This is a genomic window from Clostridium sp. AM27-31LB (assembly GCF_003480745.1).
In the GTDB taxonomy this organism is placed as follows: domain Bacteria; phylum Bacillota; class Clostridia; order Lachnospirales; family Lachnospiraceae; genus Butyribacter; species Butyribacter intestini.
Map to the genome: position 1 here is coordinate 84,400 of NZ_QUJS01000012.1, position 25,458 is coordinate 109,857.

The following is a 25,458-nucleotide window of genomic DNA, read 5'->3' on the forward strand; positions in this document are numbered from 1 at the left end:
GATATGTTTGGAAGTCTGATGTTGTATCAGGCTTTTTTTGTATATAAATTGATTTATACCAGTTCTAAAAAAATCTGATAAAAAGCGATACATATTTTGTGGATTATACTAATGTATTTGGAAATCTTTAATCAAGAATTAAAATCATTTATTTATATAAATATATAAAAATCAAAATCGGTCATAATCATTCATTGTTGAAATCAATTATTATGTATAAAACACTTGAAATAGTGGATAATAAACATGGGATATTTTACTCTTGTGTAATTGGTATGGAAAGCGTTTTATAAAACAATAATATTTTTGTGTATATTGCACAAAAAAATAGGTTATATTTTGTGAATTAGTTTGATTGATTTTGGGCGAATATGATTATATAATATGTTCAACAAATTAAAAACAGCCGTAAACGATTAAAGATAAACATTTGTTATTATTCAAACTAATTCGCATATTTGCATTGTTTCTGTGTATATTAGATTTGTTTGAAGAACAAATCTTTTGTTTGAAGCGTAATGCAAAATGTTTAACTTAAAAATTTATGGCGGAAAGGATAGCATATGATTTATACGGTTACATTAAATCCATCATTGGATTATATCGTTGCAGTTGATGATTTTAAACTCGGATATACGAACCGTACATCAAGTGAGCTGATGCTTCCGGGAGGAAAAGGCACGAATGTTTCAATCGTTTTAAAAAATCTCGGTATTGATAGTACAGCACTTGGATTTGTGGCAGGTTTTACCGGAGATGAGATTGTCAGAGAACTTGAGGAAACAGGTATAAATACAGACTTTATAAAAATGAAAGATGGAATATCAAGAATAAACTTGAAACTTTCATCTATTGACGGAACGGAGATTAATGGACAGGGACCTGATATTCCAAAAGAGCAGTTAGATAAACTTATGGAAAGACTGATGTTGCTCGGTGAGGGAGATATTCTTGTACTTGCAGGAAGTATTCCGGTTACAATGCCTTCAGATATTTATGAGCAGATAATGAAAAAACTTCAGGACAAAAATGTTACGATTATAGTGGATGCGACAAAAGATCTTCTTTTAAATGTTTTGAAGTACCATCCGTTTTTGATAAAGCCAAATCATCATGAGCTTGGAGAGATATTTGGTGTTGAGTTATCAGAATGGGAAGATGTAGTTCCATATGCAAAGAAGCTGCAGGAGATGGGCGCAGTAAATGTTCTTGTTTCTATGGGAGGAAAAGGCGGAGTTCTCTTGAGCGAGGACGGAAAAGTAGTTGCCACCAAAGCAACGACGAGCGTAGTTAAAAATTCAGTCGGAGCAGGTGATTCATCAGTTGCCGGATTTATAGCAGGATGGCTGCAAAAGAAAGATTATGATTATGCGTTCAGCATGGCTATGGCAACAGGCGGTGCAAGTGCAGCATCAGATTATCTTGCTACAAAGCAGGAAGTTGAGGAGTCGCTTAAGAGAGTAGATTTAAAGCATATTGCTAAGTGAATGATCTTATAAACAATCTTAATGTTTTTACAGAAAGAAAGGATGGAGATGAGCATGAGGATAACAGATTTATTAGATGCTAAGAGTATCAGCCTGAATTTGTCACCTAAGTCTAAGTCTGAAGCTCTTGATATGGCAGTAGACCTGATGGTAAAGAGCGGCAAGATAAATGATAGAGAGGGTTATAGAAAACAGGTTTACTTAAGAGAAGAAGAAGGCACAACGGGTATCGGCGAAGGAATGGCAATTCCACATGGAAAATGTGATGCGGTAGACAGACCGGGACTTGCCGCAATGGTTATAAAAGATGGTGTGGATTTTGACTCAATTGATGGAGATCCGGTTACACTTCTTTTTCTTATCGCAGCACCAAACACAGAGGATAATGTGCATCTCGATGTATTGAGCAAACTTTCAGTGCTTTTGATGGACGAAGAATTTTCAAAATCTTTACGAAATGCAAAATCAGTTGATGAGTTTCTTTCAATCGTAGACAAGGCAGATGACGAAAAGCCGGATATTGACGAGAGACTTGAGAGCACAAATATTTCAAACGAGTCAGGAAAGAAAATTCTTGCAGTTACTTCATGTCCGACAGGTATCGCCCACACATATATGGCGGCAGAGGGAATTGAAAAAGCAGCAAGTGCAGCAGGAGTTAATGTAAAGATTGAGACAAGAGGTTCAGGCGGAGCGAAAAATGTTTTGACAGACAATGATATTAAAGAGGCTGACTGTATCATAGTTGCTGCAGATGCAAAAGTTCCGATGGAGAGATTTGACGGAAAGAAAGTTATAGAATGTCAGGTGTCAGACGGAATAAATAAAGCTGACGAACTTATAAAAAGAGCTGTAAACGGTGACGCACCAGTATATCATGCGGCTAACGCATCGGAGAGCCAGAGTAAAGAAACCTCAGGCGGCGGTGTAGGACATAAAATTTATACTCAGCTTATGAACGGTGTATCGCATATGCTCCCGTTTGTAGTCGGTGGTGGTATCCTTATTGCAATAGCATTCCTTATCGACGGATTGTCAGTTGACATTTCATCACTATCGGTTAAAGACCGTTCAAACTTTGGTACGATAACACCTGTTGCTGCAATGTTTAAGAGTATCGGTGGACTTGCATTTAACTTTATGTTGCCCGTACTTGCCGGTTTTATAGCAATGGCAATCGGTGACAGACCGGCACTTGCACTTGGTTTTGTTGGTGGAATGATAGCGTACAACGGAAAATCAGGTTTCCTTGGTGCTATCGTGGCAGGTTTCCTCGCAGGTTATGTAATACTTCTTCTTAGAAAGGGCTGTGAGAAACTTCCGGAGGCACTTGAAAAACTTGCACCTGTACTTATTTATCCGGTTGTAGGTATATTGATAATGGGACTCGCAATGAATTATGTAGTAGAGCCTGTTATGGGTGTTATAAACACAGGACTTAATACATGGCTTGGAAGCATGGGAGGCTCAAGTAAGATAGCACTCGGATTTATCTTAGGCGGAATGATGGCTATAGATATGGGAGGTCCATTCAATAAAGCAGCCTATGTATTTGGTATAAATTCTATCGCAGCCGGAAATTATGATATTATGGCGGCAGTTATGATAGGTGGTATGGTTCCACCGTGTGCTATTGCACTTGCAACAATGTTATTTAAAGACAAATTTACAAAAGAGCAGAGAGAGAGCGGTCCTACAAACTTTGTAATGGGACTTGCGTTCATAACAGAGGGTGCGATACCTTATGCGGCTGCTGATCCATTTCGTGTAATTCCATCATGTATAATAGGTTCGGGAGTTGCAGGAGCGCTCAGCATGGTATTTAACTGTACATTGATGGCACCTCACGGTGGAATTTTTGTATTTCCGGTTGTCGGAGGTTCATGGATGTATTTACTCTCACTTGTAATAGGAACAGTTATTTCAACAGTATTACTTGGTGTGCTTAAGAAAAAAGTATCATAAAGTATTAAGCCAAAGCACAAATAAATATGGTAAAAATGTTTTTTGACCGATAAGTATAAATATGATTAAACAAAACTACTTAAAGGGAAGAAACAGGTTATGTATTATATGTTAAAAAAGTAATGATTAAAAATTCAAAAATTATATTTTAAAATGAAAGGGGCATTTATATTATGAAAGAATTTATTTACACGGTTACAGATCCACAGGGAATACACGCACGTCCGGCAGGAGAGCTTGTAAAGCTTGCAAAGGAATTTACCAGCAGCGTAACTATTTCAAAAGACGGAAAGTCAGGAGACTGCAAGAAAATCTTTGCTATTATGGGACTTGGAATTAAAGGCGGCATGGAAGTCGTACTTAAGTTTGACGGTGAAGATGAGGACGCGGCATACGAAAAGATTTCTGCATTTATGAAAGAAAATCTGTAATCAGTATAAGAAATTTAAGATTACGAAATTAAATGTTAAGAAAAAGATTTGATGCTTTTGGTCGCAAGTGACCGAATCAGAGACATAACAAACAGAAAACCCCGGGTATATCAAAATATGGTTGCCACGGGGTTTTTCAGGGTTAAAAGTTGAAAGCGAGGGATAAAATGTTAGTAGAAAAGCGTCAGCAGATGATATTAAAAATGCTGGAGGAAAGAAATAGCGTAACAGTAAACGAAATAAAAGACTCTCTTGGTATATCTGAATCAACGATAAGGCGTGACCTCACAATGCTTGATAAAGAAAACAAACTTATAAAAGTGTTTGGCGGTGCTATAGCCGTAAATTCCAATTACACGGCGAAAGAACTCTCAGTGTCACAAAAGCTCAGGGTAAATGAAAAAGAGAAGAGACAGATAGCCAGAAAGGCAGCGGAACTTATAAAACCGACGGATTTTGTATATCTTGATGCAGGTACGACAACGGGGTATATGATTGAGTATATAAGTTGTAAAGAAGCAACATTTGTTACAAATGCCGTTGCACACGCAAAAAAACTTGCTGTATCGGGATTTCATGTAATACTTGTTGGCGGTGAATTGAAAGGAACAACTGAGGCGGTAGTCGGTAATGAAGCTATTTTGTCGATACAAAATTATAATTTCACAAAAGGATTCTTTGGAACTAACGGCATAAGTTTAAAGCACGGTTTTACGACACCGGATGCAAATGAGGCACTTGTCAAAAAAACAGCGATAAATCAGTGCAATCAGAAATATCTTCTTGCCGATTTTGAAAAATTTGACAATGTGACATCAGTGAAATTTGCAAACTTCGGGGATATGCATATATTGACTAACAAGGCACCGGAAAAATATAAATATCTTGATGAGGGCATGATTGATGAGGTAGTGTGAGGAATAAGTGGTTTTTATAACAACATAATTGCAGGCAGGTTTGTGAATGTAGGAAATGCAGGGTTGAACTGTTAATCTCATATTGTGTTAAAAACTTGTCAGTTCACAATAATGACAAAAACTGGAGTTATAATGGATTATGTACTCTCGAAATTCTTCGTTCGGAAGATTTCGAGAGTGCATATGGATTTCATAAGGGAGGAATCATTATATGAGGAAAAAGTCCGTTAAAAAAATATCTGCGATTGCTTGTGTTATCATTACCTTATCGTTAGGATTGCAGGAAGTATGTGGTGGAAGTATATCGAATACAGATACGGGTGTGGATTCGGAGAAAAGTTTTGTTACAGGTAGTGTCAGTGCAGGCGGTAAAGTAGAGTATGGCAGTGACACGGTACAGAAAAGTACATATTCGGGTAGTGGAAACAATACGCAGACAATGTCTTATAAAAGTAAAAAGTCTGACGGTGACAATAAGACATCAGACAAGGCGGTTATCGTTGATGATGAAAATGCATATAAAGAAAATGACAACCGCATTATGATAGAATACAGAGAGGGAACAACGGAACCTAAAGAAATAAAAAAATATGCATATAAAGAAAAGGATGTGACTGAACTTATAAAGGTTTATAAGATAAAGTCAGAAAAATATACAAAAAAAGCAATAGATATTGCAAAAAAATATGGCTCAGATATTAAGGCGGCACAGCCGGACTATAAGGTGAGAATTGCATCAAATTCAGAGACATCGTCAAATAAAGTTTCCGTAAAATCGAGCGGGAGCACAAAGGATTATTATGCTGACGGTTCGCAGTGGGCATTGAAAAATAGCGGAACATTTACAAGCCCGAGCAGCGAATATAAAGATTCAAATATTACTGCCGTAGAGGGTGTGGATTTAAATGCCGAAGAAGCGTGGACAGCAATAAATAATGCATCTGAAACGATTTCTAAGAATGATGATTCGGTTGTAGTTGCTGTCGTAGATACGGGAATAGATTATACAAATGACGAGATAAAAAATGTTATATGGAAAAATTCAGATGAAACTGAAAATGGTAGTGACAGTGACGAAAACGGATATACGGATGATACGATAGGCTGGAATTTTACTAATAGCGGAAATAATCCATATGATGATAACGGTCACGGTACTGCGATTGCAGGAGTTCTGGCGGCGGCTGATGATAATACGGGAGTTGTCGGGATTGCTTCTGATATAGACATAAAGCTTATGCCTGTAAAAGCTCTTGATTCTGAGGGAGAGTCAACAATGTCTACGCTTATACAGGGTATAGTGTATGCTGACAATAATGGTGCGGATATATGTAATTGCAGTTGGGGCGGTGAGTCGGGAATGGCAGACATATTCAACAATATGATAATGGAAAATGTTATTGTACAAAGCGATATGCTTTTTGTTGTTGCCGCAGGAAATGAATCAAAAAATATAGACCGTCTGACTTATACACCGGCATCATTTAGTGAAGATAATCTTATTACTGTCGGAAGTATAGAGTGGGATGGAAGCCTTAGCTGGTTCAGTAATTATGGAACAAAAAAAGTTGAAATGTGTGCTCCGGGTGCCGCAATATATACAACCGCCGTTGGCGGAGGCTATACCTGTGAATGGGGAACTTCATTTTCAGCACCGTATGTGGCAGGTGTGGCAGCACTTGCAAAAGCGGCGGCGGGAAATATTGACGGAAAAGGTCTTAAAGAATTGCTCTGTAATACGGACAACATGAAACTTTTGTCAAATTTGAAATACTATGTAACATATGCGGGAATACCGGATGCATCAAAGGTAGTAAATGCGGCTTTGGAATATAGACAGACAGCAGGGGCAACAGCAGAATCGACACAGACGGCGGCACCACAGCCTTCAGCTTCAAGCAGCAGCGAAGTGTTGGCAACGGAAACACCGAAGGTTACGGAAACACCTGTTGAAACAACGAAAGCACCGTCAATAACGGCTGCCCCTGAAATAACAGATGGACAATCAGGGACAACGGCAACAGAAACACCACAGGAAACATCGACACCTGATGTGACGGAAACGCCGATACCTGATGTGATGCAAACGCCGACACCTCAGATAACGGAAACACCGACTATTACCGAAAGTCCGCAGGTAACTGAGACACCGGAACAGCAGTCTGACACGGTCACCAAAACAGGAAATATAAAAATATCTTCCTCAAAAAGCATATATAAAAAATATAAACAAAAGCTGAATGTGCAGATAAGTGGAAATGTTTCAGCCGTAAAATATGCAGAGGGGAAAAAAAAGGCATCATTTTTTAAGGATGATGATGGCTCATACATATATGTAAACAGTAAGAAATTTACAATAAATGCATCAAAACCGGGATGGTACACCGTGTATGTAAAATCAACTGCAGGAAATGAATATACCAAAAATATATTTGCAGATGTGAAGATAGTAAAATTGTCAAAGAGCAAGATAAATATAAGTAAAGGAGCAGGTAAAAAGCTGACTGCATATCTGCAGGGATATAAAAAATATGCCGGAAAACTTTCGGGAAAGATTTACTTTAAATCTTCCAATAAAAAAATAATAACTGTGAATAAGACAACAGGAAAGATAAAGGCGAAAGCAAAAGGAAAAGCCGTCATAACGGCATACACCAAAAACGGAAAGAGTGCAAAGTGCACGGTTGTATGCAGGTAGGATAAGATGGTTGTATATCTTTGTGTTTAGTAGTGTAAACATATATTATTTGCTGCTGTAGGCTCATGCAATTTTTATGTAATATTTCGTGTATTTTAAGTCGCCTAATTACATTGTAATTTATGGATGCCGCAATTAAAATGATGGTATATATGGAACATGGACAGATATGTTCCGCAAAATGTCATAAAACAAAATTGGAGGATAAAGATGAGCGAATTAAAGGCAAAAACACTTCATATGGGACCTGCACAGTGTGCTGTTGATCTTGGTGATGGAAGTGAGCGTGGAGAATATGTAAATCAGGATTATATTTTACAGAAACTTGGCAGACCGCATAGAGCGATAAATCTTATGTATTGCTATTATTCGAATGATGAGGGGTGGCCGGGCAGAGCAAGTGTTGTTCATGCTGACCCGTCAGTACAGTTTGCATGGGATTTCCCGTATGATGATTATTTTACATATAAGGGTGGACTTAACGGTACATTAGATGATGAGCCGTTTACCTGCATGAGAGATGTAAGAAGACATGGACAGGATGTACTCCTTACAATGACTATCGACCCTAAAGTATCAGACGAGCATCTTGTGGCAATCGCAAAAGACCTTAGAACATTCGGCAGGGTTCAGCTTCGTATAAATCATGAAGCAACAGGAAACTGGTTTTCATTCAACAAGAGAGCAAGTTATGAGGAAGTTGCAGCATTCTTCAAACACGCAAGTGAGATAATCAGAAAAGAAGCTCCAAATGTTAAGACTATCATCTGTCTTGACGGATGTAAGGAACTTGAAGACGAAAAGATGGAGATGGAAGACATATTTGCAGAAGCTTCAAGGGCAGCAGATATTGTATCCGTAGACAGATACATGGCACTTCATTGGGGCTGGCCATATGATGTTGCAGAAGAAGGCGGTACAACATTTGCACGCCATGCAGTAAGCAAGATATATCAGCTTGCAAAGAACAGCTATGAGAGATACACATATGTAAATAACGGAGTTAAAAAGCCTATGGTATTGTCCGAGTTTAACTCAGACGGTGATGTAACAGGACCGTACGATCAGGCATCAATGCTCAAAGAATTCTGTGAAATGCTTAAAAAAGACGACGAGAAATGGCTTTCAGGCTTCACAATGTATCAGTTCAGGGACAGAGGCCGTCTCGGACTTGAGATAGAAGATCCAAACAACAAAGATGTTGGAATTGAGCAGCCACTCATGGATACATATAGAGAAATCATTCATGACGATTTCTTCAGTCCGTCAATGGAAACAGGCTCAGATGTAGAACTTCCCGCAAAACTCCGCTGGGGTGGTTCGGAAGATGCCGACGGAGTAGCAATCAACCTTCACTTTGACAGCAATCCTGTATTCTGTGAAGCATACTTTGATGATGACAATGTAGACATGAACCTTATGATAGAATTAAACGGACACTGGTTCTACAAAGCACCGGGCGTAAAATGTGTAGACATGATGAGTGCATTCTTCAAAAAGCCGCTTGACGGAGCAAAAGACATGACACTTAAAATATTTGCACCACCGGCATCTGGAGAAAATGACGAGACTCAGGGAGATGACTGGCAGACAAACTATTATACTGAACTTAAGTCACTTCCTCAGATAAGAATAAGATTTGCACCGATTGTTAAGTAAATATAAAGCGTAAAAAACTGGATTTACAAAAAGTAATTGTAAAATAGAATACTAAAAGTAAAAAGACAAGCAGTTGAAAAGCGTGATGGTACAATAAAATGCTAAATATTAAAAAGACTGGCAGTTAAATGAAAAATTGATGTGGTAATCTGACTGGAAATGTGAGTATTTCTCAGTCTGGTATCACATCAATTTTTGTTTATTCGCACGAAATCAATGCTCTGACGGAGAAGATTTATTTATTTCATTTGAGTACACGCTTAGTTTTTGAACTCATTTTAGGAGTGAAAGACTTTTCTAACATAAGAATATAATTGATAATATAATGAGCAGACCGTGGTTTAATAATTATATTTTTATATCTGAAATGTTATATCTTAATAAAAATATAAGGAAAAATATATTTTTTATTAAAGAAATTTGTTGTATTATACAAGAGTGCAGATTGTTAATAAAAGTTCAGTTTTTAATTTTCCACATTTAATCGATGCAATGTGGCATTTGTTTATTCCGTAAAATTTGAAATGCCATTTAAGGCTGAACTGTTATGAACATTCATATAATGATAAGCATTTAGAATTTATAAACCTATATTTTTTACGCATAACAGAAGTTTGCAAAAATATGATAACAGGTGATTAAATTATTATGATAATACCTAACTTAGGGAGGAGATTTTTAATGAGAAAACATGGTCGATGGATGAAAAATATAGCAGGGCTTTTATTGTTGCTGGCACTGCTTTCTCTTTTACTTCCATTCTGTAAATTTAATGCAGGTGATGGAAATATGACACTTTCAGGAATAGAGGTCATAAAAACGGGGGGCAAAGCAGGATATACATATTTTAAAGAGGGGCGGCTTTCTGAAAATTATGTAATTAAAGCACCATATACATGGGGAAATATAAAGGACAGTGTTTCTTATATAAATCATGCAGGAGGTGCAAATATACTCGTATTTTGTGCTGTGGCAATAGCCGTTCCGTTAGTTTTATGTTTTCTTTCGATGTTTATGCTGTTTATGGCGGAAGGAAAAAAGACAATGTTCATGCCGACCTTGTTCACGCTTGTCGTGGTGGCGGAAATGCTTCTTATTGTGTTTGGCATCACATCGCTTCGACCTTTTTTGAAAATAGGTGTTTATTTGTTTACGATATTAAATGTAATCGCACTTTTATTTATAATAGCAGGCTGGATAACAGGCGGTTACAGGCAGCTTGATAAAAGACAGAGCAGGTACGGTTACGGCGGAAAAGGTGATACCAATAATGACGGTGACGATGGAAATAATAATCGTTCACATAGAAGAAAACGCAGAAAGACACGCCGCAAAACAAAGAAAAAGAAGAAAACCCAAAAAGATAAAAGTTCAGATGGTGATAACAAAAAAGAAAATAACGAAGACAGTAAAAATAAAGAGAATAAAGTATCAGGCGAGCCTGTTACGGGTGTGATAAGCAATGGAAGTGGTATTTATCATGGTCTTTCATGGAATTTAAAAGACGGAAAAGATGCAGCAGTAACCATAGGAACTACATTTGATGCAGTGGAAGCATTGGAATCCGGAAGTCTTAGAGGAATTGACAGCATAGCAGAAAATAATTGCAGGATAGTATTTGATGCAGCAGCAAAGCAATACAATATTGAAAGTCATTCCAAACAGGCAGTGCTGATATTGCAAGACGGAAAAGTTGTTAAATGGCTGAAAAACGGGGACAGCTATGCTGTGACGAGCAAGGCGGTGCTTCAGGTAGATGGCAGGAGAGATGCTGTGAAACTGGGGTGAGAGGGGAAAGGCGTGTTGAATAAAAAGGGATTTATGCTCATGGTGGTGTGACTTATTATAATGATATGATATTGAAGATTGTAGATGAGTTTTGTGTAAAAAATGGGAAGTATGAAAATGATGTAATCTGAAGGTTATACATTCTGAAATATTGGCAGGTGGTGATAAAGCCGGAGATTAGGAGGGATGTTTTTGGAACCTGTGTATTTATCAATAAAGCAAAAAGCAACCGGAAATAAAATCAGTGAATTGTTGAAAAAGAATGGATATACGGTAAAGGATGTTCAGGAAGCTATGGGATTTGAAAATCCGCAGGCTATTTATAAATGGATTCATGGGAAGTCGTTGCCGAGCGTAGATAATTTGTTGATTTTAAGCAGAATATTACATACAAGTATTGAAGATATCCTCGTCGTAGACGAGGATATTGGTGGTTTTATATTTAGATTAATTGGAGTAATTGTCCGGTTGGTTTGTTTTTATTGGAGAAATAATAAATATGTGAGGATAATTTTATGATATAATATAGTAAGTGTAATTAGCAGATGTAATGGAAGATTAAATAAGAAAGGGGTTATTTAGTATGAAAAAGAAATATGACGAATTTTATTTTGAGAATGATACAAATTATTCAGCAAGTGTTTATTGGGATTTATATGATAAAGATTATAAGAAGGCAATAAGCAAGTATGACGGACATATGTTTTGCCCAGTTTGTAAATTGGCTCCACTTACTGTTGCGAGAGGAAATCAGCGAAGATACTTTAAAGTGATAGAGTCAGATAAGGAAAAACATGATATAGATTGTCCTTATAGACATGAGGTGGCATCAAGAAAGGAAACAGGTAAATTCTATGAGGATTTGGACACAACAGACATTAGTAATCGTTTGACGAGTTGCTTAAATAGGATGTTAAAAACAGTTTCTAAAAGTACGAATGGTAATGGATCACAGATGCGAGGAGTGAAGAAAAGCAAAAATAATTTTTTCAATTTTAAAGGCAACAGTGGTGAGAAAAAATATTTGCCGCATAAAAATTTTAATTCGGGGAATTTGGAAGAAGATATGGATATACAAAAAATATATTATGGGAAGTGTGCATTGTACATTTATAAATATATACAGGAAAGTGATATAAAAAAGTATTATCTTAAGGTATTAAATGTTGATAGTAAAAAGCAAATATGCCAGATATCGATATCTCCGTCTGTATATAATTACTTAAGTGATAAATTAATTGATATTCCGGAGAAAAAGGATGAAGCATTAAATTATTATCTTTGTTTTTCCGGAACTTTGGAAAAAGATAATTATTCTTATAAATGCAAATTGAAGGATTCAAGATTGTTAGTTTTGGAAAAAGAATAGTAGTATGGAGTGTTTTGAACCAGAATATGAATACAATAATATTGATGAATTTAAAGAATCAATAAAGAAAATTTTATGTTCTGACGAATTAATGAGTGTGATTAAAACATTATGATTATATTAAATGGATAATTGATATTATGGTATATATACCATATAATATTTAAAAAGGGGAATATGCTTAGACAACCTTACAGTAAACATTTGGAAGACGGAATATTTGAATTGCGTTGCAAATTTGGAAGTGACATTACCAGAGTCTTATATTTTTTTCTATTATAATGGAAAAATAATACTGACGAACGGATTTGTTAAAAAGACATAGCCCACCCTAAAGAGGAGATTCAGATTGCAAAGGATAGAAGAAAGGATTTCATAGAAAGGGTGATGAGGGATGAGAACATTTGATGATATGCTTTCTAAGCAGTTAAAAGATGATGAGTTCAGAAAAGAATATGAAGCTATTCAGCCTGAGATGGATGTAATAAGGGCTATTGTAGATGCTCGTACTTCTTAGAATATGACACAGAAGGAACTGGCTGAACATACTGGTATTAATCAGGCAGATATCAGCAAGCTTGAAAATGGAACAAGGAATCTATCTGTTAATTTGCTTATAAGATTAGCAGATGGTATGGGAATGGTTCTTAAGATTGAGTTTGTTCCTAAACAGAAAGCGTGATTATATGATTTCATTGGAATATTGTCTGGTGAGGTTGTTTAAATACTATTAAAAAGGAATTTGAGGTATGGGAATGAGAAGAAAAAACATAAAGATTGGTTCAATTGTTGTGGAATTTGATAAAGTAGGAAAAAGAACATGGGATATGAATTCTGCATGGAAAAAAAGATGCGGGAGTTTGTTTAGTTTATAAAGGAGGTACATTGTGGGTGACGGATATGATTTTGTTTGTAAAAAATGCAAAAAGGAATACAGTGTCATGCATGGTATTGGAATGATGTATCCAACAATTTATCAGGAAACTATAGAAGATGCTAAGAATGGAAAATATGGTTCTGAGTGGCAAGAATTGATATCTTCAAGTAAGTATATAGCTATAAATGCTGAACGAGAGGTATATATTTGTAGTTCATGTGGGAAATGGAAAACTGAACTGGATTTATCGTTGTACAGACATAAAGATGAAGATGCTATTCGTACTAAGCAGTTTGGTATAAAAACTGTAGAAGAGTGGGGGTATGTACCTTATGTTTTCGGTCAGGATTTTCAAGCAGAATATGATCTGATAAAGGTGTACGCGCATAAATGTGATCATTGTGGTAAACGTATGCACAAAGCGAATGAGGAAGAATTAAGTAAGCTTTCATGCCCTTATTGTGGAACAGAAAATACATCAGAAGGATTGCTTATGTGGGACTAAGCTATGAAAAATGTCGGTGCAGGCATTGGAGCAGCTGTAGTAACTATGGGATTGACTGTTGCAATGTGTGTAGCTATAACTTATAGAGGAATGGCACATTGCTATGATATACCTAATATATATTATAAACATCATGCTAAATTTACAGAAATGATTTATGATAAGATTTATAACAATGTATTCATAGAGGGAATTGTTGAAAACGATAAATATGATACTGTTGAAAAGTTATTAAAGCTGCAATCAAATCAGTATGCTGAGTTTTTGAAATATATTGTGAATATAATCGAAAATCGCAATCTGCGGTTGCAAAATATTTTACAAAAGGGGGAAGGGCTATGAATAGTTTTGAATTAATTCCTACGGAAGAAAATTTGATACATACATTGAATAAAGATTTATTGAAACGAAACAAAGATTTGGTACGTTTTTATGATTTGCTATTAGCACAAGAAGGAACTTCTTCTATTGCTATTGACGGCAGATGGGGAAGTGGAAAGACTTTTTTTGTGAAACAATCTATGCTGCTAATAAATGCCAAAAATCCGATGAGTGATATGGATGATGAGAAAAAAGCAAGTATTGTGTATGCAATTCCATTCCCAGAAAAATCTGAAGATGTGCCAGAAAATTATAATGTGGCGGTTTATTATGATGCATGGGAAAATGATAATGATACAGACCCGGTATTGTCTTTGGTGTATGAAATAATAAAGCAGTTAGGAATAAATTATGATTTTGATGATAATGGCAATATATTTAAGTTAGCGGGTTCTGTATTAGAGGCGTTTACCGGTAGGAATATAAACAGTATTATTGAAAACTTAAAAAGTGAAAATCCTCTTACAAATATTAGAGAAGAAAAAGATTTACATGAGGATATTAAAAATTTCTTTACAGAGTTGTTGGTGGAAAGAGGAAATCGGTTAGTGATTTTCATAGACGAATTGGATAGATGTAAGCCAAGTTATGCTGTTCATTTATTAGAAAGGATAAAACATTATTTGTGTGATGAAAGAATCACATTTGTATTTTCTGTTAATTTAGGTGAATTGCAACATACAATAAAGCATTATTATGGCAATACATTTGATGCGTGTAGGTATTTAGATAGATTTTTTGATATGAGATTATCCTTGCCACCAGCTGATAAAACTGCATTTTATAGAGAGATGGGGCTGGATTCAGGTTATATATTAGAAAAAGTATCTAGAAAAGTAATAGATACATATAATATGGAGTTGCGAGAAGCTACTCGTTTTTACCGACAAGTGAAAACGGCAGCATATGAACCTACGCATGATAGCAGGAAGTGGGATTTTGGATTTTCAGATGGAAAAGGAAAAAAGCTTTTGTTGATGTATATTACACCTATTCTTGTTGGATTAAAGATTGTGGATATATCATTGTATAATGACTTTGTTAATGGGAAGAATTCAAAGCCACTTATGGATATATATAAGGAATCTGATTTGGAAGACTGGTTATGTTCTGGACTGTTGAATAGAGATGAAGCATTTGAGGAAATAGAGGGAAAAACACTTGTTACTGTTGAGCAAAAACTACAAAGCCTTTATGAGGCTATATTTGTAACAGAATATACAAATGGAGTATATCACACAATGATTGGAGATTATGAGTTTGATAGCAATTCAAAACATTTTGTGCGAAGTATTGAAAGTATGTTATCTGTATATGCAGATTATGAATTGTAAAAATTTTTAAGATAGGAGAAAATATGATTAGAGTTTTATTCATCTGCCACGGTACTCCAGTTTTATGATAATGCATACCATCGCAGACTGGGGCAATACAGGGCATAATATGGCGGAAAGCCTTGAAATTACTACGGTTTCGACTACTAAGGCACATGGGCGGAATTGGGATAAAAGCAAATGTGTTGGGAGAAATCCTTAGTAGTAATGGACTACTTAGACTCAATGTGTTACATTTTTATTGATGAAAATAATAAAAACTATTGCAATTTTTTTGTTTTTTGAATATACTAAATGTAACAGAGTTGCCCGAAGTCTTTTGGACATTGGGGACCAAGCTGAGACTTGTGCTCAGCTTTTTTACGTTAAGGAGAGATTTTATGGATTTGAAAAAACCATTGACCTTCGATGAACAATTGGATAAGTTAATTGCACACGGGATGGTTATTTTGGATAGAGAAGAAGCTAAGGATATTTTGAAGAAAGTAAACTATTATCGATTTACAGGTTATGCTTTGCAATTTAGGAAAGGCCCTTCCGGCAGTGATTACATAGAAGGTACAACATTTGAAACTGTGTATCATCTTTATAAAGTGGATGAAATATTACGTGACACATTTAGGCGGTATATTGAAAAAGCAGAGGTGTATTATCGGACACAGATATCCTATGGATTTTCAATTGCAAAATGTACAGATGCACCTTATGACCAGCATTATGATGAAAACAATTTTTACAATAAAAAAGGTTACAGGGAAGTTATGGAAAATTTCAGCAGGGAGAAAAATTATTATAAAGATAGCCTGATTGTGAAGCATCATAAAATGAAATATTCTAGTAAAATGCCATTGTGGGTTATTGTGGAATTAATGTCTTTTTCTAATATGTCTAAATTATACAGTTCTATGTATTATTCAGAAAAAGATGTCATTGCTCATATGGTTGGTGTTGGAAGAGATACATTAGAAAATCATCTTCATTGTTTATCGGTTTTACGAAACAAATGTGCACATGCAGCTAGAATGTATAATACAGATTTTAATCCTCCGGCAAAGTTTACAACATCATTTTTGAGAAAACATCCAGAAATAAAGAATAATTCATTATTCGCGTATACATTAGTCTTGCTAAAAAGACTTCCAGATGAAGAGAGTAAGAAATCTTTGGTGCAGATAGTGGAAACAGTGATAGATGAATACAGAAATGATATTGATTTGGAGTTGATTGGTTTCCCAGAGAATTATTTGGAAATTATGAATAATAATTTGTAAAATAAGAATAAACAACCACTTTTCGTTAGCAGTAATCTATGAAAAGTGGCTATATAAAATGTCAAGACTGAATGTACAAAAAATATTTTATAAAAATGTACCACTTTACAACTTTATAAATGGACCCATTAAGTAATTAGAGCCATTGTGGGCAGCATGGTCAAAAAGCATTTAAAGATTTCTAAGTTATTCCGGATAAAAAATGCTGATACAGGAATCTTATTGAATGAACTGATTCCAAAGCCAATATTGAAAGTACCAGTAAAAACAGTGTATCTGCGGTAGGTGCAGAAAAAGTTTTAAAATGAGGATAGCAATATTTGTCTCTATATTGTTGTACTTACTTCAAAAATCAAAAAAATGTGGTACATTGTATCTATAAGATACACATGATATTTTACTACATAATGATACCGAAGTCAAAAGGATATACGAAATGAGAAAGAGAGGAAATGTGTATGGCTACAATTTATTATGTTGCAAAATCTGGTTCCGATAGAAATCCGGGAACAAAAAATTGTCCATTTCTTACGATTCAACGGGCAGCAGATGTGGCGGTCGCAGGAGATACGGTGATTGTCCATGAAGGCGTGTACCGTGAGTGGGTAAAGCCGAGATACGGAGGCCTTACGTCGGACTGCCGAATTACATATATGGCAGCACAGGGAGAGCATGTGGTGATAAAAGGTTCCGAACAGGTGGATAACTGGGAGCTTGTGGAAGGAACTGTGTGGAAAACAGAAGTTGATAATACTGTTTTTAGGGATTACAATCCATTTGCCACGGAAATCGATGGTGACTGGATGGTAAGCCCCAGAGAAAAGAAGGTTCACACCGGTGATGTTTATCTGAATGGTAAGTCTTTTTTTGAGGCGGATTCTTTGGACAAGGTATTTCATCCGGAGAAGTGGGAGAAGAGTATCCATGAGACATGGGGCTGGCGGGAAGAGAAACTGATAAGTCCGGAAGATTCTCTTTACCGCTGGTATGCAGAGGTTGCGGATGAAAAGACAACCATTTATGCAAATTTTCACGGAACCAATCCCAATGAAGCATGCGTTGAAATTAATGTGAGAAAATGCTGCTTTTTCCCGGACAGGACAGGGCTGGATTATATTACGGTAAAGGGCTTTGAGATTGCACAGGCGGCAACCATCTGGGCACCGCCTACCGGAAAACAGTACGGAATTATCGGACCAAACTGGAGTAAGGGATGGATTATTGAGGATAATATCATTCATGATTCCAAGTGCAGTGCGGTAAGCCTTGGAAAAGAAGAAACCACCGGTGATAATAACTTCACAAAATGGGGAAGAAAGCCGGGGTATCAGTATCAGATGGAGGCAGTCTTTCGAGCACTAGCCATCGGCTGGAGCAAGGAAAAAGTGGGTTCCCATATTGTCCGGAACAACCGGATTTACGATTGCGGACAGAATGGTATCGTAGGTCATATGAGCTCGGCATTTTGTGAGATTTATGGAAATGAGATTTTTAGAATCGGAACAAAGCATGAGTATTATGGACATGAGCTTGGCGGAATTAAATTGCATGCAGCAATTGATACATATATTCACAATAATTACATTCATCACTGTACACTGGGAACATGGCTTGACTGGCAGGCACAGGGCATTCGGGTAAGTGCGAATATTTACGATAACAATAATCGTGACTTTTTTATTGAAGTTACCCATGGTCCATATCTGGTGGATAACAATATTTTTACGTCTGAGTATGCGTTTGACAATGCGGCTCAGGGCGGTGCTTATGTGAACAATCTGGTGTGTGGTTTCTTAAATCATTATCCCGTATTGAACCGTTCCACACCGTATCATTTTCCACATTCGACCATGGTGGCCGGCACAGTGCCAGTGTATGGCGGAGATGACCGTTGGTTTCAGAATCTGTTTATCGGTGGTCAGGAAGAGAATCGGCACTATGGAACTGCAGAATATAACGGTTCACCGGTTTCACTGGAAAGCTATATCGAGGAAGTGCAGAGCCTTGGTTATGGGGATGTAGAGCAGTATGAGAGGGTGAAGCAGCCGGCGTATATTGATGGAAATGTTTATCTGGGTGGAGCAGTAGCTTTTGAGCAGGAAGTAAACTGTTATGCAGATAATGTGAAAGCAGAGGCGAAGATTGTTACTGAAGAGGATGGGGTGTATCTGGATATCACCTTACCGGAGGAAATGTTTACATTAAAGGGCAAGGTGATTACAAGTAAGGATTTGGGAATGACACGTATTACAGAGGGCAGATTTGAAAATCGTGATGGAGGCGATTTGGCAATTGATTCTGACCTTGTGGGAAATGTCATGAGTGAGACCGTGATTGCGGGGCCATTGCAGAACGTGCAGGCAGGAAATAATAAAGTGAAAATATGGGATAATCTGAAGCTTCGTGGAGTAAAAGCATATATATAAAAATATCTGTCAACTACTTGACACAAGAGGGAAGTAATATGCCGGACATCAGTATGCTTGTTGAGATAGCTGAGTTCTATGAGGTTGACATCCGAGAAATCATTGATGGAGAAAGGAAAAGTGAGAATATGAATGATGAAGTAAAAGTAACAATATTAGCGGTTGCAGATTATGCGGATAAACAAAAAAACAAGCGGTATTAAGGGCTATTATTATGTTTGCCCTAGAAATGCTTTGTTGCGGATTCACAATAGCTTCTATAATTTTGATAGAGAGCAGTGATGTGAAAATCAGTCTTTGGTTTGCGGCAATTCCGCTGGCTATGACAATAGCGTATTCTGTTCTATTAGTTATAAATGCAAAAAGATATATTCACAAATAGGTAATTGCGAAACAAGTTTGAAATCTTGATTCCAATAGGGAAAAATCCAACAGAACCGGATTTTAAAGAGATGTTTATGCGAAATAGGATTTTATTGCATAAAAACAAAGCAGATAGAATTATCTGCCTGCAACACAAAAAGGTATTTGTTGTTATCAAATTTATTTTGGCAATCTGAAAAAATATCTGACAAAGAAAGCTGTTTGTATGTTATCATATAAGTACGACTCCTTTACTGGTGGATATGGTTAGTAGTTTATAGTCAATTCTATTTTACCATAAATCAGTGAGGAGTTGTTTTATTTTGTAATGAAAAATATCCCGTATTTATGCGAGGTTTTGGTGTTTCGCAAACGCCTATAAAATCATAAGGGAAATCCAACATAAAAACAACGATTTTTTGTCTTAATTTATGGGTTCATTATAGTTGTATTGCAAATATAGCAAAAAATCTACCAAAAACAAAATATATTTTTAAAAATTTTTTGGTAAGGTTCATTATAGTTGTATTGCAAATATAGCAAAAAACTACCAAAAACAAAATATACTTTTAACAATTTTTTGGCAAATTATATAGTTTTTATGGATGCTAGACAAAACAGATTATGTGATAATAACATATATTATTTAAGAAACGGGGGTTTTAATGTGAAAAGAAACAAAAATCTAGGATGGAAAAAGGCATGTGCAGCCATGATGGCAGCCGCAATGACTATTACAATGCTGCCGGTAAACAGCATGGCGCAGACATCAGCAACTGCCGTAGAAAGCGGAAAATTTTCCAATCCTGTTATTTATGCGGATGTACCGGATATGGATATCATTCGTGTGAATGACACCTATTACATGGTAAGTACGACAATGCATCTCTCACCGGGATGTCCAATCATGAAGTCAAAAGATCTTGTCAACTGGGAGATCGTCAATTACGTATATGACATTCTCGGTGATACAGATGCCATGAACTTAAGAAATGGTGAAAGCATGTATGGTAATGGACAGTGGGCAGCAAGCTTACAGTACCATAATAACAAGTATTATGTTGCGTTTAATTCGAATACAACAGGACATGCTTACATCTATACCACAGATGATATTGAAAATGGTTCATGGACAAAGACAGAATTAGCAAACTTCTACCATGATATGGCATTATTCTTTGATGGTGATACGCCTTATATCGTGTATGGAAGCGGTGAGATCAAATATGTAGAATTAAGTGAAGATCTTTCCGGAGAAAAAGAGGGCGGAAAGCGCGGAACTTTATTCTCAGCTCATAGTGGAGCAGATGCGGGTAAATTTGATGGTGGTTTATCTTTTGAAGGAACACATGTGATGAAAAAAGATGGTTACTATTATGTGTTCAATATCTGCTGGCCGAGTGGGAAGCCGAGAATTGAAGTGTGTCACAGAAGCAAATCCTTTATCGGCGGCACATGGGAAACGAAAGAGATTTTAAATGCAAACTTTTCGAATAATGGAACGAGTGGAGGTGTCGCACAAGGTGGTGTGATCGATACAGAAGATGGCAGATGGTACGGATTTATGTTCCAGGATCATGGTGCGATCGGACGTACACCGGTTCTTACTGATTGTACATGGATCGACGGCTGGCCAATGCTTGGTAAAAACGGCGATGGCAAGACAGTAGAAGCTGAAATGGAACTTCCGGTAGAAGGAAGTGAGAGCAAATCACTGGTAAAATCGGATGAATTTTACAATGATGCAGAACATAGAGTATTCGATGCTGCGAAAGAGGGCGCAGAATCTCATATGGCTATGATGTCAGCAGATATAGATGCTACGGGAGCAGATGACGCAAAGACAGAACCGGCTGAAACACCGGAAGATCAGACTGTAGAATTAGTAGCAAACGGCAGTTTTGATGACGGAACAAAAGGCTGGAGAGCGTTTGAAGGTGGCACGATCAGTGCAGAAACCGATAAAAGTGGAAATAACTACGGAAAGATCACAGGCAGAACAGGTACAGGAAGCGGTCTTGCCTATGATCTGTCAGGAAAGATCGTAGAAGGTGTCAAATATCATATCAAGGCAAAGATCAAATATGATAATGAGAATGGACCTGCTACAAGAAAATTCAACATCACATTCCAGAATGGTACAGCATGGAATTACAGACAGGTTGCAGGCGGTGTTGATGTTGCGAAGGGTAAATGGACAGAAATCGAATGTGATTATGTACCGGGTAAATCTACTGAAGGTAATCCATTCAGTTCTGTAGAAAATACCATGTTTTTTGAAACAGGATGGGTACCTTCAGCGACTGCAGAGAATGATCTGATGGATTTTTATGTAGATGATGTTTCTGTTACTTATAACAAATCGGATCTTCCGGATGAAGAAGAAAATGATAATCTCATCGAACTGATCACAAATGGAGATGTAGAAACCGGAAAGACTACCGGATGGAGATCCACACCACAGGAACCAGATGCAAAGGATGAAAAAAATGCTGTATTAACAGCAGTTGCAGAAGAAGGAGCATCCGGTAAATATTGTCTTTCTGTTGCTAACAGATTAACAACCGGAATGGGTGCATGTCAGGATATCAGTGGAAAATTAGAGTTTGGTAAAACATATACTATATCCGGTAAATTAAAATATACGACAGGACCGGATACAAAGAAATTTATGGTGACGATCCAGAATGGTGATAATTATAACTGGAGAGAAAATCTGGTAACAATCAATGCTACAAAGGGTAAATGGGCTACATTTAAAGGTACTTATACCGTACATGATAAGAGTGAGAGTTTCCCATTTGATCCAACAAAGAATTTTATCTTTATTGAAACACCATGGACACAAAATCCAACAGCAGAAAATGACCAGATGGCATATTATCTCGATGATTTCTCCATGACAACAGAAGATGATAATATCGTTAAGAATGGTTCATTTGAAAAAGGAAAAGCAAACTGGACCGGATTTGAAGGTGGTACGATCGAAATCAAAGATGATGCAAAGGGTGCACAGGACGGAAGTAAATATATTGCAGCTACTAAGAGAACTGCATGTGCACAGGGACCATCGCAGGATGTCAGCAATAAACTGAGTGCGGGAAGTACCTACGTTGTATCTGCATGGGTAAAATATGACGCAAAAGATGCTGTTGACAGCAAATCTTTTAATATGACGATCCAGAATGGACCAAATTATAAATACCGTAAAGTAATCAAGAGTGCAACAGCAAAGAAAGGTGAATGGACACAGATCACAGGAGAATATACAATGCCGGATGATGCGATCACCAACCAGAACTATATTTTCTTTGAAACAGGCTGGGCACAGTCACCGACTAAGACAGATGATTTGATGGATTTTTATGTGGATAATGTTACTGTAAAAGAGAAGGTTGTAGATAAAGAACCGGCTGAATCAGGAGAACACGATTACAATGGTTCAGATCTTGATCTGGTATGGCAGTGGAACCACAATCCAAATAACAATAACTGGTCGTTGACAGACAGGGCAGGCTGGCTTCGTCTGACAACAGGAAGTAAAGCAACAAGTATATTAAATGCAAGAAATACACTGACACAGAGAACATTTGGACCGACCTGTTCCGGTAAGATCAAAATGGATATCTCCGGAATGAAAAATGGAGATTATGCAGGACTTGCAGCATTCTCTTATAACTATGGTTATATTGCAGTGAAAAAAGAGGGTACCGCTGCAAAACTTGTCATGGTAGATGCACATAATAACCAGGCAGAAGATGCGGATAAGCCAAGAGTTGCAGCAAGTGTGGACTGTAAATCAGATATCGTTTACCTGAAAGAAGATTTTAACTTTGCAGGTGGAGATAAAGTCACATTCTATTACAGCTTTGATGGCAGCACATGGACACAGTTAGGTGATCCGATGCAGTTAAGTTATGAACTGAAACATTTTATGGGAAGTAAATTTGCAATCTTTAACTATGCAACAAAATCTACAGGCGGTTATGCAGATTTTGACTACTTCCGTGTAACAGATAAATTAACAGGAACAGATGCACCGGAAGCAAAAGACCACGCAGCATCTTTAAGCGGAACAGAAGAAATAAGTGGTGTGATCAACAGTGAGGCTACAGTAAAAGTAACAATGGATGCACTGATCGGAGAAGGTCATACAGACTTAAAAGCATCCTTATCCATTCCATCAGGCATGGATGTAAAAGATGTTACATTTAACAGTGATGCGATCACTGGTGAAACATCATGGGACTTTAAAAATGGTCATCTTGTATTACAGGCAGCAGGAAAAGACCTTGCTTTTAAAGCAGCAGATCAATTATTTGCAACTGTAACATTAAAAATGACAGGTTATGCAGATAAAGATACAACGGTAAATGTCAGCGCTGATTATATTACAGCAGATAAAGGTACTGTAGAATATGATGTTAAAGCCTGCAGCTTAGATATCAAAGAAAAATATTTAGATACAAAAGCACTTGCTAAGAAATTAGGATATAGCAATCCACTTGTAACAACTGATTTTGGTGCTGATCCATATGCAATCGTATATAATGGCAGAGTTTATGTATACATGACATCTGATGATTATGAATATGATGCAGATGGGAAGTTAGTAAATAACTCCTTTAATTATATTAAAACATTGCGTATCATATCTTCTGATGATATGGTCAACTGGACAGATCACGGAGAGATTAAGGTAGCAGGAAACGACGGAGCAGCAAAATGGGCAAGTCACTCATGGGCACCGGCGATCGCCTATAAACAGATTGATGGAAAAGATAAGTTCTTCTTATACTTTGCAAATGATGCGTCCGGTATCGGTGTATTAGAAGCAGATACTCCGCTTGGACCATGGAAAGATCCGATTGGAAAGGCATTACTGACAGGAAAAACACCGGGTTGTGAAGGTGTTGTATGGTGCTTCGATCCGGCAGTACTTGTAGATGATGATGGAAGTGCATATATCTACTTCGGCGGTGGTGTACCAGATGGTCAGCAGAACAATCCAAAAACAGCGCGAGTTGCAAAACTTGGCGAAGATATGATCAGCATTGATGGTGAGGCAAAAGAAATTGATGCTCCATGTATGTTCGAGGATTCCGGTATTTTCAAATATGGTGATAAATATTATTACAGTTATTGTTCAAACTTTATAAGCCCGCATAAAGATAAAAAAGATGGATATCCGGGATATGGAACTATCTGCTATATGGTAAGTGACAATCCGATGGGACCATTTAAATATGCAGGTGAAGTATTTGAAAATCCACAGAAATGGTTTGGTGTAGGTGGAAATAACCATCATGCAACCTTTGTATATGAAGGGAAATCATACTTCATATACCATGCACAGACTTTATCAAAAGCACAGGAAGAAGCACAGGGACTTGCACCCGGTACATTGACAAAAGGATATCGTTCCACACATATTGATCCGATTGAATTGAATTCTGATGGAACGATTCGTCCGATTGCAGGAACTTATGAAGGTATCAGCCAGTTAAAGACGATCAATCCTTATGAGAGAATTGATGCTGAAACAGTTGCATGGAATGCAGGTATTAAGATTGCGGACTGTGCAGAAGAAGGCAAATTATTCAAAGACTTTAACAGACAGATCACAGATCTTCAGGATGGTGACTGGACATCTGTTGCCCAGGCAGCATTTGGTAACAGAGGTGCAGCAGAATTTACAGTAAAGGCAGCTTCAAAATCCGGTGGACAGATCGAGATCCATATGGACAGCCCGGAAGGAGCATTAGTTGGTACGGTAAATGTAGAAGCAACCGGAAGTGAAGATACATTTAAAGAATTCAGTTGTAAACTTGACCGTATTACAGATACACACAATGTATTCCTTGTATTTAAAGGTAAGGCAGAAAATCTGATGAATATTGATTATTACAGCTTTGGTGAATATCAGGTCAAGACAGAAGCATTAAGCAGTAAGATCGCAGAAGCAGAAAGATTACTTTCCAGTCTGA

The 25,458-nt window shown here is 37.0% G+C and carries 17 protein-coding genes and 1 pseudogene; all 18 read left to right on the top strand.

Translation table 11 applies throughout. The features are described 5' to 3' along the window. The first annotated feature begins 563 nt into the window (after window positions 1–563). The gene (gene pfkB / locus DW721_RS14765) at window positions 564–1,487 is read left to right on the top strand and encodes a 1-phosphofructokinase (RefSeq protein ID WP_118746186.1); all 924 of its coding nucleotides are present in this window, start codon (window positions 564–566) and stop codon (window positions 1,485–1,487) included. Window positions 1,488–1,541: 54 nt separating this feature from the next. Then, the gene (locus DW721_RS14770) at window positions 1,542–3,452 is read left to right on the top strand and encodes a fructose-specific PTS transporter subunit EIIC (protein WP_118746187.1); all 1,911 of its coding nucleotides are present in this window, start codon (window positions 1,542–1,544) and stop codon (window positions 3,450–3,452) included. Between the two features lie 173 nt (window positions 3,453–3,625). Continuing rightward, entirely contained in the window at window positions 3,626–3,883 is a 258-nt protein-coding gene (locus DW721_RS14775) for an HPr family phosphocarrier protein (RefSeq protein ID WP_022013588.1), read from the top strand. Between the two features lie 167 nt (window positions 3,884–4,050). Further along, the gene (locus tag DW721_RS14780) at window positions 4,051–4,800 is read left to right on the top strand and encodes a DeoR/GlpR family DNA-binding transcription regulator (protein WP_022013587.1); all 750 of its coding nucleotides are present in this window, start codon (window positions 4,051–4,053) and stop codon (window positions 4,798–4,800) included. A gap of 211 nt (window positions 4,801–5,011) precedes the next feature. Next, window positions 5,012–7,498, top strand: a complete 2,487-nt coding sequence (locus DW721_RS14785) for a S8 family serine peptidase (RefSeq protein WP_118746188.1) — start codon at window positions 5,012–5,014, stop codon at window positions 7,496–7,498. A gap of 210 nt (window positions 7,499–7,708) precedes the next feature. Further along, window positions 7,709–9,157, top strand: coding sequence for a hypothetical protein (locus DW721_RS14790; protein WP_118746189.1), 1,449 nt, complete (start codon window positions 7,709–7,711; stop codon window positions 9,155–9,157). 681 nt (window positions 9,158–9,838) lie between these two features. Next, window positions 9,839–10,945 carry a hypothetical protein gene (locus DW721_RS14795; protein WP_118746190.1) on the top strand — a complete coding sequence of 369 codons (1,107 nt, stop codon included), beginning with the start codon at window positions 9,839–9,841 and terminating at the stop codon, window positions 10,943–10,945. 201 nt (window positions 10,946–11,146) lie between these two features. Continuing rightward, entirely contained in the window at window positions 11,147–11,464 is a 318-nt protein-coding gene (locus DW721_RS14800; protein ID WP_243036042.1) for a helix-turn-helix transcriptional regulator, read from the top strand. 64 nt (window positions 11,465–11,528) lie between these two features. Continuing rightward, the gene (locus DW721_RS16200) at window positions 11,529–12,314 is read left to right on the top strand and encodes a hypothetical protein (protein WP_182436345.1); all 786 of its coding nucleotides are present in this window, start codon (window positions 11,529–11,531) and stop codon (window positions 12,312–12,314) included. Window positions 12,315–12,446: 132 nt separating this feature from the next. After that, window positions 12,447–12,596, top strand: coding sequence for a type II toxin-antitoxin system RelE/ParE family toxin (locus DW721_RS16730; protein WP_347560400.1), 150 nt, complete (start codon window positions 12,447–12,449; stop codon window positions 12,594–12,596). Between the two features lie 112 nt (window positions 12,597–12,708). Beyond that, window positions 12,709–12,996, top strand: a pseudogene (locus DW721_RS14815) (helix-turn-helix transcriptional regulator). 205 nt (window positions 12,997–13,201) lie between these two features. Beyond that, window positions 13,202–13,696: a hypothetical protein gene (locus DW721_RS14820; protein ID WP_118746192.1), complete on the top strand. Its 495-nt coding sequence runs from the start codon at window positions 13,202–13,204 to the stop codon at window positions 13,694–13,696. A 3-nt stretch (window positions 13,697–13,699) separates the two neighbouring features. After that, window positions 13,700–14,038: a hypothetical protein gene (locus tag DW721_RS14825; protein ID WP_118746193.1), complete on the top strand. Its 339-nt coding sequence runs from the start codon at window positions 13,700–13,702 to the stop codon at window positions 14,036–14,038. Beyond that, entirely contained in the window at window positions 14,035–15,411 is a 1,377-nt protein-coding gene (locus DW721_RS14830; protein ID WP_118746194.1) for a P-loop NTPase fold protein, read from the top strand. The genes DW721_RS14825 and DW721_RS14830 overlap by 4 nt, the downstream gene beginning before the upstream one ends. 380 nt (window positions 15,412–15,791) lie before the next feature. Next, window positions 15,792–16,682 (top strand): Abi family protein, encoded by an 891-nt coding sequence (locus DW721_RS14835; protein ID WP_118746195.1) that lies wholly within the window; start codon window positions 15,792–15,794, stop codon window positions 16,680–16,682. A 458-nt stretch (window positions 16,683–17,140) separates the two neighbouring features. Further along, window positions 17,141–19,108, top strand: coding sequence for a right-handed parallel beta-helix repeat-containing protein (locus DW721_RS14840; RefSeq protein WP_118746196.1), 1,968 nt, complete (start codon window positions 17,141–17,143; stop codon window positions 19,106–19,108). Between the two features lie 38 nt (window positions 19,109–19,146). After that, window positions 19,147–19,311: a hypothetical protein gene (locus DW721_RS16205; protein WP_178004456.1), complete on the top strand. Its 165-nt coding sequence runs from the start codon at window positions 19,147–19,149 to the stop codon at window positions 19,309–19,311. Window positions 19,312–20,138: 827 nt separating this feature from the next. Continuing rightward, the coding region (locus DW721_RS14845) for a family 43 glycosylhydrolase (protein WP_118746197.1) at window positions 20,139–25,458 on the top strand (5,320 nt) is incomplete at its 3' end.

Coding starts and splice junctions, on each gene's coding strand:
- DW721_RS14790 (WP_118746189.1), top strand. CDS start 7,709: ATGAGCGAATTAAAGGCAAAAACACTTCATATGGGACCTGCACAGTGT.
- DW721_RS14840 (WP_118746196.1), top strand. CDS start 17,141: ATGGCTACAATTTATTATGTTGCAAAATCTGGTTCCGATAGAAATCCG.
- DW721_RS14825 (WP_118746193.1), top strand. CDS start 13,700: ATGAAAAATGTCGGTGCAGGCATTGGAGCAGCTGTAGTAACTATGGGA.
- DW721_RS14775 (WP_022013588.1), top strand. CDS start 3,626: ATGAAAGAATTTATTTACACGGTTACAGATCCACAGGGAATACACGCA.
- DW721_RS14780 (WP_022013587.1), top strand. CDS start 4,051: ATGTTAGTAGAAAAGCGTCAGCAGATGATATTAAAAATGCTGGAGGAA.
- DW721_RS14785 (WP_118746188.1), top strand. CDS start 5,012: ATGAGGAAAAAGTCCGTTAAAAAAATATCTGCGATTGCTTGTGTTATC.
- DW721_RS14795 (WP_118746190.1), top strand. CDS start 9,839: ATGAGAAAACATGGTCGATGGATGAAAAATATAGCAGGGCTTTTATTG.
- pfkB (WP_118746186.1), top strand. CDS start 564: ATGATTTATACGGTTACATTAAATCCATCATTGGATTATATCGTTGCA.
- DW721_RS16200 (WP_182436345.1), top strand. CDS start 11,529: ATGAAAAAGAAATATGACGAATTTTATTTTGAGAATGATACAAATTAT.
- DW721_RS14770 (WP_118746187.1), top strand. CDS start 1,542: ATGAGGATAACAGATTTATTAGATGCTAAGAGTATCAGCCTGAATTTG.
- DW721_RS14835 (WP_118746195.1), top strand. CDS start 15,792: ATGGATTTGAAAAAACCATTGACCTTCGATGAACAATTGGATAAGTTA.
- DW721_RS14830 (WP_118746194.1), top strand. CDS start 14,035: ATGAATAGTTTTGAATTAATTCCTACGGAAGAAAATTTGATACATACA.
- DW721_RS16205 (WP_178004456.1), top strand. CDS start 19,147: ATGCCGGACATCAGTATGCTTGTTGAGATAGCTGAGTTCTATGAGGTT.